Genomic DNA, 14,714 nt, shown 5'->3' on the forward strand with positions numbered 1-14,714 from the left:
GGAGAACCACGTGACGACCGGAGCCACCGTCTGGCTCACGGGTCTGCCGAGCGCCGGCAAGACCACCATCGCCCACGAGCTGGCCGGCCGGCTGCGCGAGGGGGGCCGCCGCGTCGAGGTGCTCGACGGTGACGAGATCCGCGAGTTCATCTCGGCCGGGCTCGGCTTCAGCCGCGAGGACCGGCACACCAACGTGCAGCGCATCGGCTTCCTCGCCGAACTGCTCGCCCGCAACGGCGTCACCGCGCTCGTGCCGGTGATCGCGCCGTACGCGGACAGCCGTGACGCGGTGCGCAAGCGGCACGAGGAGGGCGGGACGACGTACCTCGAGGTGCATGTCGCCACCCCGGTCGAGGTGTGCTCGGTGCGCGACGTGAAGGGGCTGTACGCCAAGCAGGCCGCGGGCGAGCTGACCGGCCTGACGGGCGTCGACGACCCGTACGAGGCACCCGAGTCGCCCGATCTGCGCATCGAGTCGCAGCACCAGACCGTGCAGGAGTCCGCGGCGTCGGTGTACGCCCTGCTCAGCGAGAGGGGACTGGCATGACGACCGTCGCGAAGGTCGAGGAGGGCACGGGCACGCCGTACGGCCTGTCGCACTTGGACGCACTGGAGTCCGAGGCGGTGCACATCTTCCGGGAGGTGGCCGGCGAGTTCGAGCGGCCGGTGATCCTGTTCTCCGGCGGCAAGGACTCCATCGTCATGCTGCACCTGGCGCTGAAGGCGTTCGCGCCCGCGCCGGTCCCCTTCTCCCTGCTGCACGTGGACACCGGGCACAACTTCCCCGAGGTGCTGGCCTACCGCGACCGTGCAGTGGCCACACATGGGCTGCGCCTCCATGTGGCCTCCGTCCAGGACTACATCGACCGCGGTGTGCTGCGCGAACGTCCCGACGGCACCCGCAACCCGCTGCAGACCCTCCCGCTCACCGAGCGCATCCAGAGCGAGAAGTTCGACGCGGTCTTCGGCGGCGGGCGCCGCGACGAGGAGAAGGCCCGCGCCAAGGAGCGGGTGTTCTCGCTGCGGGACGAGTTCTCCCAGTGGGACCCGCGTCGCCAGCGCCCCGAGTTGTGGAACCTCTACAACGGCCGGCACGCCCCCGGCGAGCACGTCCGGGTCTTCCCGCTGTCCAACTGGACCGAGCTGGACGTGTGGCAGTACATCGCCCGCGAGGGCATCGAGCTGCCCGAGATCTACTACGCGCACGAGCGCGAGGTCTTCCGGCGAGGCGGCATGTGGCTGACCGCCGGCCAGTGGGGCGGCGCCAAGGACGGCGAGACCGTCGAGAAGCGTCTCGTGCGCTACCGGACCGTCGGTGACATGTCCTGCACGGGTGCCGTCGACTCCGACGCGACCACCCTCGAGCAGGTGATCGCCGAGATCGCCGCCTCCCGGCTCACCGAGCGCGGCGCCACGCGTGCCGACGACAAGCTGTCCGAGGCCGCGATGGAAGACCGCAAGCGCGAGGGGTACTTCTAAGCATGAGCACGACCACCGAACTCACCGGGACGACGGAGACGACACTCCTGCGGTTCGCCACCGCGGGCTCCGTCGACGACGGCAAGTCCACCCTCGTCGGCCGGCTGCTGCACGACTCCAAGTCGGTCCTCGCCGACCAGCTGGAGGCCGTCGAGCGCGCCTCGGCAAGCCGCGGCCAGGACGGCCCCGACCTCGCGCTGCTGACGGACGGGCTGCGGGCCGAGCGCGAGCAGGGCATCACGATCGACGTGGCGTACCGTTACTTCGCCACGCCCAGACGGCGGTTCATCCTGGCCGACACCCCCGGCCATGTGCAGTACACGCGGAACATGGTCACCGGCGCCTCCACCGCCGAGCTGACGGTCATCCTGGTCGACGCCCGCAACGGCGTCGTCGAGCAGACCCGCCGCCACGCCGCCATCGCCGCCCTGCTGCGCGTCCCGCACGTGGTCCTCGCGGTCAACAAGATGGACCTCGTCGACTACCGCGAGCCCGTCTTCGCAGCGATCGCCGAGGAGTTCACGGCATACGCGACCGACCTGGGCGTCCCGGAGGTCACCGCGATCCCCATCTCCGCGCTCGCCGGTGACAACGTGGTGGAGCCGTCCGCGAACATGGACTGGTACGGCGGCCCGACGGTCCTGGAGCATCTGGAGACCGTCCCGGTCAGCCATGACCTGGCGCACTGCCACGCCCGGCTGCCCGTGCAGTACGTGATCCGCCCGCAGACCGCCGAGCACCCCGACTACCGCGGCTACGCGGGACAGATCGCCGCCGGCACGTTCCACGTCGGCGAGGAGGTCACCGTCCTGCCCTCGGGCCGGACCACGACCATCTCCGCCATCGACCTGCTCGGCAAGCCCGTCGACGCGGCCTGGACCACCCAGTCCGTGACCCTCCTGCTGACCGACGACATCGACGTCTCGCGCGGCGATCTGATCGTGCCGAGCAAGGACGCGCCCGCGACGACGCAGGACGTCGAGGCGACCGTCTGCCATGTCGCGGACCAGCCGCTGACGGTCGGCCATCGCGTGCTGCTGAAGCACGGCACCCGCACGGTCAAGGCGATCGTCCGCGACATTCCCTCCCGGCTCACCCTCGACGACCTGTCCCTGCACCCGCACCCGGGGCAGCTCGTCGCCAACGACATCGGCCGCGTGAAGATCCGCACCGCGGAGCCGCTGCCGGTCGACTCCTACGCCGACTCGCGCCGCACCGGTTCGTTCATCCTGATCGACCCGGCCGACGGCACCACGCTCACCGCGGGCATGGTCGGCGAGTCGTTCGCCTCCCCGGATCCCGTCAAGGACGCGGCCGAGGACGACGGGTGGGACTTCTGAGCATGAACTCCACCGATTTCTACTCGATGTTCGCGAAGGAGGGCGGCCGTGTCGGCAGCGGCGCCCTCGGCAGCGGGCAGGGCGGAGTGGCGCGATGTGCGAGCTGACGTACGCGCACTGCCTGCGCGCCCTCGCCCCCCACAGCCTGCGTAGACGAAGACCTGCCGACCTCCCGGCCACGACCTGAGAGATCGTGACCGCCGGGCCAACGAGAGGAACACCTCCCGTGCCTGCCAACCTCCACTCGCGTAGTACCTTCCTCCGCCGCGGCCTCGCCGTGGCCGCCGCGCTCCCCCTTCTGACGCTGGCCGCCTGCGGCTACGGGTCCGAGTCCAAGGACGACTCCGCGAACCAGAAGGTCGCCGCCGGATCCAAGAAGATCGACGGCCTCGACTCCGTCAAGATCGGCTACTTCGGCAACCTGACCCACGCGACCGCGCTGGTCGGCCGGGGCCAGGGCATCTTCCAGAAGGAACTCGGCGCCACCAAGGCCGAGTACGCCACCTTCAACGCCGGCCCCTCCGAGATCGAGGCGCTGAACGCCGGTTCCATCGACATCGGCTGGATCGGCCCCTCCCCGGCGATCAACGGCTACACGAAGTCCGACGGCAAGAGCCTGAAGATCATCGGCGGTTCGGCGTCCGGCGGCGTGAAGCTGGTCGTCGACCCGAAGAAGATCAAGTCTCTCGAGGACGTCAAGGGCAAGAAGATCGCGACGCCTCAACTGGGCAACACGCAGGACGTAGCGTTCCTCAACTGGATCGCCGACCAGGGCTGGAAGGTCGACCCGCAGAGCGGCAAGGGTGACGTCACGGTCGTCCGCAGCGACAACAAGGTGACCCCGGACGCGTTCAAGGCCGGGTCCATCGACGGCGCCTGGGTGCCGGAGCCGACCGCCTCCAAGCTGGTCGCCGAGGGCGGAAAGGCGATCCTCGACGAGTCCACGCTGTGGCCGGGCAAGAAGTTCGTGATCACGAACATCATCGTGTCGCAGAAGTTCCTGAGCGAGCACCCGAAGGCCGTCGAGGCCGTGCTGAAGGCCTCGGTCGAGACCAACAAGTGGATCAACGCCAACCCGGACGAGGCCAAGGCCGCAGCGAACAAGCAGCTGGGCGTCGACTCGGGCAAGGAGCTGCCCGCCGACGTCCTCGACCCGGCGTGGAAGTCCATCCAGATCACCAACGACCCGCTGGCCTCCACCCTGAACACCGAGGCGGACCACGCGGTCAAGGCCGGTCTGCTGGCCAAGCCCGACCTGAACGGCATCTACGACCTGACGATCCTCAACAAGGTCCTCCAGGCCGAGGGCGACAGCCCGGTCGACGCCGCCGGTCTCGGCACCAGCTGACCCCACGACCCCGACGAGTTCCCAGGAGGTGACGACCATGGCCACGACGCTCGCCAAGGCCGACGAGTCGGTCGAGCACGCGGCACGCATCGAGCACGTCTCGAAGTCCTTCGCCCAGCCGGGTGGACAGCAGCTCGTCCTGGACGACATCAGCATCGATGTCGCGCCGGGCGAGTTCGTCACCCTCCTGGGGGCCTCGGGCTGCGGCAAATCCACCCTGCTGAACCTGGTGGCGGGCCTCGACGAGCCCACCACCGGTGCCATCACTACGGACGGCCGCCCCGCCCTGATGTTCCAGGAGCACGCCCTGTTCCCCTGGCTGACGGCCGGCAAGAACATCGAGCTTGCCCTGAAACTCAGGGGAGTTCCGAAGAACGAGCGGCGCGGCAAGGCCGAGGAGCTGCTCGAACTCGTGCGCCTCAAGGGGGCGTACGGCAAGCGGGTGCACGAGCTGTCGGGCGGTATGCGCCAGCGCGTGGCGCTGGCCCGCGCGCTCGGGCAGGAGAGCAACCTGCTGCTGATGGACGAGCCGTTCGCGGCACTCGACGCCATCACCCGGGACGTGCTGCACGACGAGCTGACCCGGATCTGGCAGGAGACCGGTCTGTCGGTCCTGTTCGTCACGCACAACGTGCGCGAGGCGGTGCGGCTGGCGCAGCGCGTGATCCTGCTGTCGTCGCGTCCGGGCCGTATCGCGCGCGAGTGGACGGTCGACATTCCGCAGCCGCGCCGCATCGAGGACGCGCCGGTGGCCGAACTGTCCCTCGAGATCACCGAAGTACTGCGTGGGGAGATCCGCCGTCATGGCCAGCACTGAGACGAAGACGACGGACACCGCCGGGCTGGCCGGCATCGAGGCGGGGCTCGACGCGCTGGAGTCCTCGGTGGCGCGCCGTACGCCGTTCCGGCAGACCTTCGTCAACAAGATCCTGCCGCCGGTCATCGCCATCGCCGTGGTCCTGGTGGTCTGGCAGGGGCTCATCTCCTTCAAGATCGTCACCGATCCGTCCAAGCTGCCCTCGCCGTCGGCGGTGTGGCACACGGTCGAGGACGCCTGGCTGCAGGGCACCCTGCTCGACTACATCTGGACCAGCGTCTCGCGCGGTCTGCTGGGCTTCCTGTTCGCCCTGGTCATCGGCACCCCGCTGGGGCTGCTCGTGGCCCGGGTGAAGTTCGTGCGTGCGGCCATCCACCCGATCCTGTCCGGTCTGCAGTCGCTGCCGTCGGTGGCGTGGGTGCCGCCGGCCGTGATCTGGCTGGGCCTGGACAACTCGATGATGTACGCGGTGATCCTGCTCGGCGCCGTCCCATCGATCGCCAACGGCCTGGTGTCCGGCGTCGACCAGGTGCCGCCGCTGTTCCTGCGGGCGGGCCGCACGATGGGCGCGACGGGGCTGAAGGGCACCTGGCACATCACACTCCCGGCCGCGCTGCCCGGGTACGTGGCGGGCCTGAAGCAGGGCTGGGCGTTCTCCTGGCGCTCGCTGATGGCCGCGGAGATCATCGCGTCCTTCCCCGATCTCGGCGTGGGCCTCGGCCAGTTGCTGGAGAACGGCCGCAACGCCAGTGACATGGCGATGGTGTTCGAGGCCATCCTGCTCATCCTGTTCGTCGGCATCGCGATCGACCTGCTGATCTTCAGCCCGCTGGAGCGGTGGGTGCTGCGCAGCCGCGGCCTCCTGGTGAAGAGCTGACGCCCATGCACAAGCCGGTCCTCCTCGTCATCGCCCACGGCAGCCGCGACCCGCGGCACGCCGCGACCGTGCACGCCCTCGTGCGGCGGGTGCGGTCGCTGCGGCCGGGGCTGCGCGTGGAGACCGGCTTCCTGGACTTCAACGTCCCGTCCGTGCACGGGGTGCTGGAGTCCCTGGCGGCGGAGGGCGTACGGGACGTCGTCGCCCTGCCGCTGCTGCTGACGCGCGCCTTCCATGCGAAGGCCGACATCCCGGCGGTGCTGCGGGAGGCCCCGGCACCGCTGCGGATCCGGCAGGCCGAGGTGCTCGGCCCGTCGCCGCTGCTGGTGTCGGCCCTGGAGCGCCGTCTGTACGAGGCGGGCCTCGCGCCCGCCGACAAGTCCTCCACCGGGGTCGTACTGGCCTCGGCGGGGTCGACGGACCCGGAGGCGATCGCGGTGATCGCCGACATCGCGCGGGAGTGGTGGCACACCGGTTGGTGCGCCGTGCGACCCGCGTTCGCCTCCGCGTCCCTGCCGCGCACCGAGGACGCGGTACGGGAACTGCGCGCCGCCGGCTGCGAGCGGGTGGCCGTGGCGCCGTACGTCCTGGCCCCCGGCTTCCTCCCGGACCGCATCGCGCGCGGTGCGGCCGAGGCGGACGTACTGGCCGACGTACTGGGCCCCGCGCCGGAGGTGGCCCGGCTGCTCCTGGCACGGTACGACGCGGCGCACGCCCCGGCTCTGACGGCACTGGGCGCCTGACCGTCCGGGTCACGCGCCGGTCGGGCAGGCCGCGCACACCGCGCGCCGCCGCGCCGCGTCGTCCGCCCGCTTCCTGGGCGTCACCGGCTCCGACCTGCTCAGCTTCCCCGAAAACCCTTCCTGGGCACCGTGCGATCTGCTGGGATGGTCCCCGGGGTACCGGCGGGGAGAGCAGTTCGCGTGGCGGGTCGTGAGTTCGGGCATCGCCTGGGGCTGCCACGGTGGGCGACACTCTCGGTGCCGCAGGCCGCACCGCCGGACTCGAAGAACCGTCCCCCGCGACCCTGGTGGTGCGCCGCTCCATGACGACCGTCATCCGCCGCTGCTGCTTCGGGAAGGGGCGCGCCACGTGAGCCTCGCCCAGCTGCACTACACCTCGGCGCCGCCCGGACCCGGCGGATCGGGCCTCCGGTTCACCGCGGTCAGCCCGGGCGTGCCGGCCACGCTGCTGCGGGAGGCGGAGCAGCTCATCGGGTACGAGCCACCGCACGACCGCCCGGACCGCCCCGACGCCGACCAGCTGAAGTCCTTCCCCAAGGCCCTCAGCTTCAGCGAACTCTCCGACGGCGGACGGTTGTTGAGCCGCACCGTCTGCACCGGCACGGACGACGGCGGGCGGACAGGGACCTTCCACGCGCACGCGCTGCATCTGCCGTCCGGGGCGCGGCTGCCGGACGGGGCGCTGCCGATCACCGCGTGGGAGTCGCCGCGCTGGGCCGACGCCGCGCCGCCGGACGGGCGACCGGTGCCGTTCGAGCGGTTCGAGCCGACCGGACTGCTGCGCAGAGAGCGGCTGGTGGCGTTCGCACGGTCCCGGGCCGAGCGGCTCGCCGCCTTCTTCGCGGACCTGCGCACCCTGGTCGCGGGGACGGACACCCGGCAGATCGTGATCGTGGAGTGAGCTGGTGCTGGGCCCCGTCGGCGGCGGGCCCTGGCACTCACAGCCCCAGGACGTGGGTCAGTTGCTGCACCAGCACCAGGGAGCCCGTGCCCGCCGAGACGCCGACGCCGATCGTCTCCAGGGAGGAACGGATACGGCCGTGATTGGCGCCGCGGCCGTCCGGGGCGGCCTGCGTCAGCTCGTCCCGGATGATCTCGGCGTAGCCGATGAGCGCCGGGTTCTCGCTGCGCAGCCGCTCGACGAGTTGCTCCGCCACGCGCAGGAGAGCGCCGTTGTTGATCCCGACGCGGTCGTCGCCGTCGTGGTCGCCGTAGCCGCGGGACCCGTCGGCGTTCCCGTGGAAGTTGTACGTGCTCATGTCCTGTCCTCGCTCACGCCGACCTGCCCCTCCTGCGGAACTGCGCGCGCCTCACCCTAGGGACGACGCACCTGGTTTGTCGCGGAGTTCACCCGTGTCGAACCAGGGAGAGACCGCGGAAACGAGGGCGGCCGTCCCCGGTCCGGTACTCCCCTGCGATACCGGGCCGCGGACGGCCGCAGAACCGTCCCTGTGCACGGGACGGCATGTTGTACTGCGCCACTGACGTCGTATGTGTCACAGTGCGCTGCCGGTGTCTCACTCTCGGGGGCCGAATTTCGGTCAGCACGGTGCCGGGTCAGCCGAAGGACAGCCCTCCTGTGCGGGTGCGTTTCAGTTCGAAGACGTCCGGGTGGGCGGCCAGGACCCGGAACGCGTCGAAGAGTTCGGCGGCCTCGGTACCGCGCGGCACGGCCCGCAGGACGGGCCCGAACCAGGCCGCGCCGTCGACATGGAGGGTGGGCGTGCCCACGTAGCCGCCCGAGTCGGGCTCGACGCCGGCCTCGTGGCTGCGTCGTACGGCGTGGTCGTACGACGGATCGTGCGCGGCGGCCGAGAGGTCGGCGGGGAGCCCGAGTTCGGCGAGGGATTCGGCGATCACCACGTCGAAATCCTTGTCCCCGTGGACGTGGATGCGGGTGCCGAGCGCGGTGTAGAGGTCGGGCAGGATCTTGGCGCCGTGGCGCTCGGCGGCGGCCACCGCGACCCGTACCGGGCCGATCGATCGGTCGACCAGGTCCCGGTACCAGTCCGGGAGTTCGTTGCCGATGTTGTGCAGATACAGGCTCATCACATGGAATCGGAGGTCGAGCGGGCGCTCCCGCTCGACCTCCAGCAGCCAGCGGGAGGTGATCCAGGCGAAGGGGCAGGCCGGGTCGACGTACATGTCGACCCTGGTGGTGGTCTCGGAACGCGTCATGACGACGACGTTACGGAGCCAGTGGTCCAAGGTGACGACCCAATCGGTCGCCCTTTCACTGGTCCATTTCCACGACCCCGATCTCGATCCGGCCGAGCCGCTCCGGTTCCGCGATCACCTCGATCCCGGTGATCAGCCCGCCCCCGACGGTGAAGGCCAGCACCAGACGCGGGCGTCCGAGTGGCGCCATGACCAGGCCGAACGCGCCGTCCAGCAGGGCGAGTCCGGTGAACCGTGCGCGGGATACGGCCGCCATGGCACCCCGGGCGACGGGCTCGGCGCCGCGGACGGTGACCGGTTCCGGCGTGGGGATGACGAGGGCGTCGGCGCGGAGCACCACGTCCGGGTCGAGCAGCGCGACCAGTGCCGCGAAGTCTCCGGCCCGGGTGGCGGCCAGGAACGCCTCGACGGCCTTGCGCGCCCGGCCCGGATCGCCGGCGGGCGTGGGGGTACCGCCCCGGACGCGGCGGCGGGCGCGGCTGGCCAACTGCCGGGTGGCGGCCGGGGTCTTCTCGAGGATCGGGGCGATGGTGTCGAAGGGGACGGCGAACAGGTCGTGCAGGACGAAGGCGACGCGTTCGGCGGGCGCCAGCGTGTCGAGGACGACCAGCAGGGCCACACCGACCTCGTCGGCCAGCTGTGCCTCGCGGGCCGGGTCGGCGCCCTCGTCCGCCCCCGGGGACTCGGGCGCCGCCTCCAGGGGCTCCTCGCGCCGGGTGCGGCGGGCCCGCAGCCGGTTGAGGCAGACGCGGGTGACCACCGTGGTCAGCCAGCCGGTGAGGTTCTCCACGCCGTCGAGGTCGGCCCCGTCGGCGCGCAGCCAGGCGTCCTGTACGGCGTCGTCCGCCTCGCCGGCCGAGCCGAGCAGCCGGTGGGCCACGGCCCTCAGACGAGGCCGGTCCGCCTCGAACCGTGCCGCCAGCAACTCCTGGGCGCCCGCCGTGTTGTCGTCCACCGCGCCGGGTCTCCTTCCTCGTCCGGGTGTGCAACCGGTCGAGGACCACGAAACGCCGGACGCGGCCAAAGATCAACACCCCAGGGGCAGGTCACCCCACGGCGCCCTGCCGCGGATCCCGGCCGCTGGCGGCGAGCGCACGGTCGAAGACGGGTGCGTCGCCGGGCACGGGCACGGGGTCGGCGAAGCCGTCGTACTGGCGGTAGAGGTCGCCGTGCTTGACGACCACGTCGAGGACGAGCCGGGCGGCGCCCTCCGAGACGTGGTACTCCTGGCCGGTGGCGGTGGCGACGTCCCAGCCGTGCACCGCCAGCTCCTTGATGATCATCGAGGCGAGGTCGGCGGCGGGCATCGCCGCCATGCCGAGGTCGACCTCGCCCTCCCAGACCGCCGGGTCCGCCCAGGCGGCCACCGCCCGGTCCAGCTGAGCGGCGTACGCCTCGGCCCAGTCCGGATCGGCGGTGAAGTCGCGTTCGGACAGCTCCTCGGACAACTGCTTGCGCAGGGCGCGGTGCTCCAGGCCGTGCGAGGTGTAGAGGACCCAGTGGTTGACGAGTGCGCGGACGTCCCAGTCGGGGCAGTGGGTACGGTCGTCGAGCCGGGCGGCTGTGACACCGCGCGCGACGCGGGCCGCCTCGGCGGCGCATTGGATCATGTACGGGTGCAGGTCGTCGTACGTCATGCGGCCCACGCTAGGCAGCGCCCGCTCAGGTCTCTTGAACAAACGCGACAGCGTCGTCCGCCAGCCGCGTCAGTTCGGCGACCGGCATCGACCCGGCGGCCCGCCGCTCGCGCGCGAATGCGTTGGCGAGGCGCTGGAGCAGCTCGTTCAGCGGGGTCGGCACCCCGTGCACCCGGCCGAGCAGGACGATCTCGCCGTTGAGATAGTCGGCCTCGATGGTGCCGGTGCCGCGGGTGAGGGACTGCCAGGAGGAACCGCCGCCGCGTGGGGCGCCGTCCAGCGGGACGAGCGTGATCTTGTCGCCGCGCAGTGCGGCCTGCTCCTCCTCGCTCGCCCAGGCGATCCCGGCGGCGTCCAGCACGGCCTCGCCCTCGGCGCGCACGCGCGCGTACAGCGCCCGGCTCTCGTCGCTCGCGAGGGGACCGCTGACGGCCTCCAGCGCGTTGGCGAGGTTGCCGAGCAGCTTGGCGTACTGCCAGCGCGCCACGTCCGCCACGACGGGCGCTTCGAAGCGCGCGGTCTCGAGGTCGGCGGCGATCCGCCGGGCGGTGTCGTCGGTGCCGTGCGGATGACGGCCGAGGTGGAGCATCCCGGTGAGCGGGGATCCGGCGGCGGAGACAACGCCGGGTTCCACGAACGTCGAGGGAAGCCACACGCAGACGCCGTACACATGCCGGAACCGACGCAGCGCGAGCCGCCGGCTCTCCACCCCGTTCTGCGCGCACAGCACCGGCAGCCGCTCGGCCGCCGTGCCCCCGCCCTCGACCGCGACGGGCCCCCAGGTCTCCAGCGTGGCCTCGGCGTCCTGGGTCTTCACGGCCAGCACGAGCACGTCGTCGCCGCGCAGCGTGCCGAGCGCCCCCGGGGTGTCGACCACGGGCAGCCGGTACGTCAACTCACCCTCGGGCACGCGCAGCCGCAGCCCTCCCTCACTGAGCGCCGCGAACTGCTTGCCCCGCGCGACGAGCACGACCTCGTGCCCGGCCTGTGCGAGCCGGCCTCCGATCGCCCCGCCGACGGCCCCTGTCCCGATGATGATGTAGCGCATACGTGAGAGCCTCGCACAGTCACACGGCCTGCCCCTGTCCGCGCGGGGTCACTCGGCCGTCAGCTCCACGAGTTTGACGACCGTGTTCCAGTTGCGGCTCGTCGCGATCACGCCCTTGGTGAGGCGCGGCCTGGAGAGGTGTTCGGCGAGCTTGGAGCGGCCGAGGCCGTCGGGGGCGTACAGGTACAGGGCTCGGTCGCCGAGGCGGAACTCCTCGGGGAGGTAGGCCGCGGGGTCGATCTCCGCGAAGCGGCCGGGGGTGACGGGCGCGGAGAAGTACGTGACGTGGAGTTGCCTGGGCTCCAGATCCGCGGCCGGGAAGGGGCAGGCGTCGGCGATCGCCGCGAGGTAGGCGTGGTCGCGCACGATCACGTCGGCCGCGAAGCCGAAGCGGCTCTCCATCGCCGCCGCCAACTCCGTGGCCAAGGACTCCTCGTCACCCCGCGCGGTCGTGAACACGGCCTGGCCGCTCTGGAGATGGGTGCGTACGCCGTCGTGTCCGAGGCCCTCCATGAGCTGACGCAGCTCGGCCATCGGGAGCTTCTTCCTGCCACCCACGTTGATTCCGCGCAGCAGCGCCGCATACCTCTTCATCCACCCACCATAGGGCGGCCGTCGTGCCCCGTGGGGGTGGGCACGACGACCGCGCGCCCGTGGTGCGGGCTGGGCGAAACTCTGGCCCATCCAGGGGCTACGGAGCAACACCTGCACGCGGCTGTGACTTGTTCGACAACGCTTCTCGATCACAAAGTGAATCCCTGTCGTCGGTACGGACACCCTGATCGCCGACCCCGGGAAGCCCGGATAGATGTAGGGGGTCGGCATCATCCCCGACGACGAGAACCCCGGCCCGCACTTCACCGGGCAGCACGACGAGCGGGCCTTATCCGGCCCATATCTTCGAATCGAAACAAGGCGATGTCGTGGCGGCCGGGATCCGTCACCGCACACAAGGGGGCAAGTCCGTCATGGGGAACGGAGATTCGCGGGTGCGGGGCCTGGCGGCCCGGGCCGGCGGCTGGAGCGCCAGGCACCGCTGGGCGGCCGTCGGTATCTGGGTGCTGTTCGTGGTGCTGGCGATGGGGCTCGGTTCGGCGGCCGGCCGGGTCGACGTCGACGAGAGCGACCAGCTGAAGGGCGAGACACACACCGCCGCGCAGATCATCGACGACGCGGGGATCAAGGAACCGGCCGGTGAGACCGTCCTGATCCAGTCCAGGGACGGCGCCGTCAAGGCCACGGACCCGCAGTTCCGATCGGCCGTCGACGCCGTGGTCAAGGCCGTCGACGAGACCGGCAAGGTCACCGGCGTCACCTCGCCGTACGACACCAAGACCATCTCGGGGGACGGCCGCAGCGCGCTCGTCCAGTTCGACATGCGCGGCGAGGCGGACACCGCCGCCGACCGGGTCGAGCCGGTGCTGAACGCCGTCGCGGGGGTGCAGAAGGACCACGGGTCGCTGCGGATCGAGGAGATCGGCGGCGCCAGCATGAATAAGCAGTACCAGGACGCCTTCGGGAAGGACTTCCAGAAGGCCGAACTGTCCGCGGTGCCGGTGGCTCTCGGCATCCTGCTCATCGCGTTCGGCGCGCTGGTCGCCGCGCTGCTGCCGGTGGCGCTCGCGATCACCGCGATCATGGCGACGATGGGTCTGATGGGCATCGTCAGCCATCTGCAGCCGATGAGCGACACCGCCAACTCCGTGATGCTGCTGGTCGGTATGGCGGTCGGCGTCGACTACTGCCTCTTCTACCTCCGCCGGGAGCGCGAGGAGCGCCAGGCCGGGCGGGACCCGCAGACGGCGCTGCGGATCGCCGCCGCCACCAGCGGACGCGCGATCATCGTCTCCGGTGTCACCGTGTGCGTGGCGATGGCGGGCATGCTGTTCACCGGCCTCGCCGAGTTCGAGGCGATGGGCCTGGCCTCGCTGATGGTCGTGGCGGTCGCCATGGTCGGTTCCGTGACCGTGCTGCCCGCGCTTCTGTCGCTGCTGGGCGAGCGGGTCGAGAAGGGGCGGATCCCGTTCCTGCGCCGCCGGAACCGCGGCGCCGGTGCGGAGAGCCGGTTCTGGACCACGGTCCTGCGGGGCGTGCTCGCCAAGCCCGCGGTGTCCGTCGTCGTCGCGGTGGGCGCGCTGCTGGCCGTCGCCTCCCCGGCTCTGGGCATGAAGACCTCGCAGCTCACCCTGGACCAGGAGTTCGGGGACAAGCTGCCCATCGTCCAGACCTACAACCGGCTCAACGAGGCCTTCCCCGGCGGCTCCGAGCCCGCCGAGGTGGTCGTCAAGGCCAAGGACATCAACGCTCCCGAGGTCCAGCACGCGCTGGCCGACTTCAGGGACCGGGCGATCGAGTCGGGCGCCTCGCGCGGCCCGGTCGACATCAAGCTGCACGCCGCCCAGAACGTCGCCCTGGTGTCGGTGCCGCTGGTCGGCGGCTCCGACATGGACAAGGCGACCAAGAGCCTGGAGAAACTGCGTGACGAGGTACGGCCGGCCACGCTCGGCAAGGTCGACGGCGTCCAGGCGCCGATCACCGGCAACGTCGCCGGGTCCCACGACTTCAACGACCAGCTGGTCGGCTCCGTGGTCCCGGTCTTCGCCTTCGTCGTGGTCTTCGCCTTCCTGCTCATGCTGCTGTCGTTCCGCTCGCTGACCGTCGCGATCACGTCGATCGTGCTGAACCTGCTGTCGGTGGGCGCGGCCTACGGCATCCTCGTCGCCGTCTTCCAGCACGGCTGGGGCGCCTCGCTGGTGGGCGCGGAGGGCGTCGGCGCGATCGTCACCTGGCTGCCGCTGTTCCTCTTCGTCATCCTGTTCGGACTGTCCATGGACTACCACGTGTTCGTGGTCTCCCGGATCCGCGAGGCACGGCTGCGGGGCCGTACGACGAAGGACGCGATCCAGCACGGTGTGGTCACCACCGCAGGCGTCGTCACCAGCGCCGCGGTCATCATGGTCGCCGTGTTCGCGATCTTCGGCACGCTGTCCATGCAGTCCATGAAGCAGATGGGCGTGGGCCTCGCGGCCGCGGTGCTCATCGACGCGACGATCATCCGCGGTGTGCTGCTGCCCGCGGTGATGGCCCTGCTGGGTGAGCGCAACTGGTATCTGCCGAAGTGGCTGCACCGGCTGCCCGACCTCACCCACGACGAGTCGCCCGAGGCCGTGGCACCGGCCCCGGCGACCGAGGGCGAGGCTGAGCCGCTGCGGGTCTGATCCCCCGAACCGCGTCGACACGAGGGCCC

The 14,714-nt window shown here is 71.1% G+C and carries 16 protein-coding genes; 10 read left to right on the plus strand and 6 right to left on the minus strand.

The window, feature by feature from the left end:
- Positions 1–10 precede the first annotated feature (10 nt).
- The 9 genes from cysC to IEZ19_RS17865 all read left to right on the plus strand — a co-directional run bounded on the left by cysC (position 11) and on the right by IEZ19_RS17865 (position 7,505).
- Positions 11–547: an adenylyl-sulfate kinase gene (gene cysC, locus IEZ19_RS17825; RefSeq protein ID WP_229840437.1), complete on the plus strand. Its 537-nt coding sequence runs from the start codon at positions 11–13 to the stop codon at positions 545–547.
- A complete protein-coding gene (gene cysD / locus IEZ19_RS17830) occupies positions 544–1,479 on the plus strand; it encodes a sulfate adenylyltransferase subunit CysD (protein WP_189312188.1) in 936 nt (311 codons plus the stop codon). Before cysC ends, cysD begins: the two co-directional genes overlap by 4 nt.
- Positions 1,480–1,481: 2 nt before the next feature.
- Positions 1,482–2,819 carry a sulfate adenylyltransferase subunit 1 gene (locus tag IEZ19_RS17835; protein ID WP_189312189.1) on the plus strand — a complete coding sequence of 446 codons (1,338 nt, stop codon included), beginning with the start codon at positions 1,482–1,484 and terminating at the stop codon, positions 2,817–2,819.
- A 226-nt stretch (positions 2,820–3,045) separates the two neighbouring features.
- Positions 3,046–4,167, plus strand: a complete 1,122-nt coding sequence (locus IEZ19_RS17845) for an aliphatic sulfonate ABC transporter substrate-binding protein (protein ID WP_189312191.1) — start codon at positions 3,046–3,048, stop codon at positions 4,165–4,167.
- A gap of 37 nt (positions 4,168–4,204) precedes the next feature.
- Positions 4,205–4,984 carry an ABC transporter ATP-binding protein gene (locus tag IEZ19_RS17850; protein ID WP_189312192.1) on the plus strand — a complete coding sequence of 260 codons (780 nt, stop codon included), beginning with the start codon at positions 4,205–4,207 and terminating at the stop codon, positions 4,982–4,984.
- A complete protein-coding gene (locus IEZ19_RS17855) occupies positions 4,971–5,861 on the plus strand; it encodes an ABC transporter permease (RefSeq protein ID WP_189312193.1) in 891 nt (296 codons plus the stop codon). Before IEZ19_RS17850 ends, IEZ19_RS17855 begins: the two co-directional genes overlap by 14 nt.
- 5 nt (positions 5,862–5,866) lie before the next feature.
- Positions 5,867–6,604 carry a sirohydrochlorin chelatase gene (locus IEZ19_RS17860; protein WP_189312194.1) on the plus strand — a complete coding sequence of 246 codons (738 nt, stop codon included), beginning with the start codon at positions 5,867–5,869 and terminating at the stop codon, positions 6,602–6,604.
- A 221-nt stretch (positions 6,605–6,825) separates the two neighbouring features.
- Positions 6,826–6,957 carry a hypothetical protein gene (locus tag IEZ19_RS52600; RefSeq protein WP_268248640.1) on the plus strand — a complete coding sequence of 44 codons (132 nt, stop codon included), beginning with the start codon at positions 6,826–6,828 and terminating at the stop codon, positions 6,955–6,957.
- Positions 6,954–7,505: a GAP1-N2 domain-containing protein gene (locus tag IEZ19_RS17865; protein ID WP_229840439.1), complete on the plus strand. Its 552-nt coding sequence runs from the start codon at positions 6,954–6,956 to the stop codon at positions 7,503–7,505. Before IEZ19_RS52600 ends, IEZ19_RS17865 begins: the two co-directional genes overlap by 4 nt.
- 37 nt (positions 7,506–7,542) lie before the next feature.
- Here IEZ19_RS17865 and IEZ19_RS17870 read toward each other — a convergent pair whose 3' ends face one another.
- The 6 genes from IEZ19_RS17870 to IEZ19_RS17895 all read right to left on the minus strand — a co-directional run bounded on the left by IEZ19_RS17870 (position 7,543) and on the right by IEZ19_RS17895 (position 12,061).
- On the minus strand, positions 7,543–7,863 hold the full coding sequence (locus IEZ19_RS17870) for a hypothetical protein (protein WP_189312195.1): 321 nt from the start codon (positions 7,861–7,863) through the stop codon (positions 7,543–7,545).
- Between the two features lie 298 nt (positions 7,864–8,161).
- A complete protein-coding gene (locus IEZ19_RS17875; RefSeq protein ID WP_189312196.1) occupies positions 8,162–8,782 on the minus strand; it encodes a mycothiol-dependent nitroreductase Rv2466c family protein in 621 nt (206 codons plus the stop codon).
- A gap of 55 nt (positions 8,783–8,837) precedes the next feature.
- A complete protein-coding gene (locus IEZ19_RS17880) occupies positions 8,838–9,737 on the minus strand; it encodes a sigma-70 family RNA polymerase sigma factor (RefSeq protein WP_229840441.1) in 900 nt (299 codons plus the stop codon).
- 91 nt (positions 9,738–9,828) lie between these two features.
- Positions 9,829–10,419 (minus strand): TIGR03086 family metal-binding protein, encoded by a 591-nt coding sequence (locus IEZ19_RS17885; protein ID WP_189312197.1) that lies wholly within the window; start codon positions 10,417–10,419, stop codon positions 9,829–9,831.
- Positions 10,420–10,444: 25 nt separating this feature from the next.
- Positions 10,445–11,467 carry a ketopantoate reductase family protein gene (locus IEZ19_RS17890; protein WP_189312198.1) on the minus strand — a complete coding sequence of 341 codons (1,023 nt, stop codon included), beginning with the start codon at positions 11,465–11,467 and terminating at the stop codon, positions 10,445–10,447.
- A gap of 48 nt (positions 11,468–11,515) precedes the next feature.
- A complete protein-coding gene (locus tag IEZ19_RS17895; protein ID WP_189312199.1) occupies positions 11,516–12,061 on the minus strand; it encodes a DUF1697 domain-containing protein in 546 nt (181 codons plus the stop codon).
- 374 nt (positions 12,062–12,435) lie between these two features.
- Here IEZ19_RS17895 and IEZ19_RS17900 point away from each other — a divergent pair, with 374 nt between their 5' ends.
- Positions 12,436–14,685 carry an MMPL family transporter gene (locus tag IEZ19_RS17900; protein ID WP_189312200.1) on the plus strand — a complete coding sequence of 750 codons (2,250 nt, stop codon included), beginning with the start codon at positions 12,436–12,438 and terminating at the stop codon, positions 14,683–14,685.
- The last annotated feature ends 29 nt before the right edge of the window (positions 14,686–14,714 follow it).

This window comes from Streptomyces brasiliensis (assembly GCF_014647875.1).
GTDB lineage: Bacteria > Actinomycetota > Actinomycetes > Streptomycetales > Streptomycetaceae > Streptomyces > Streptomyces brasiliensis.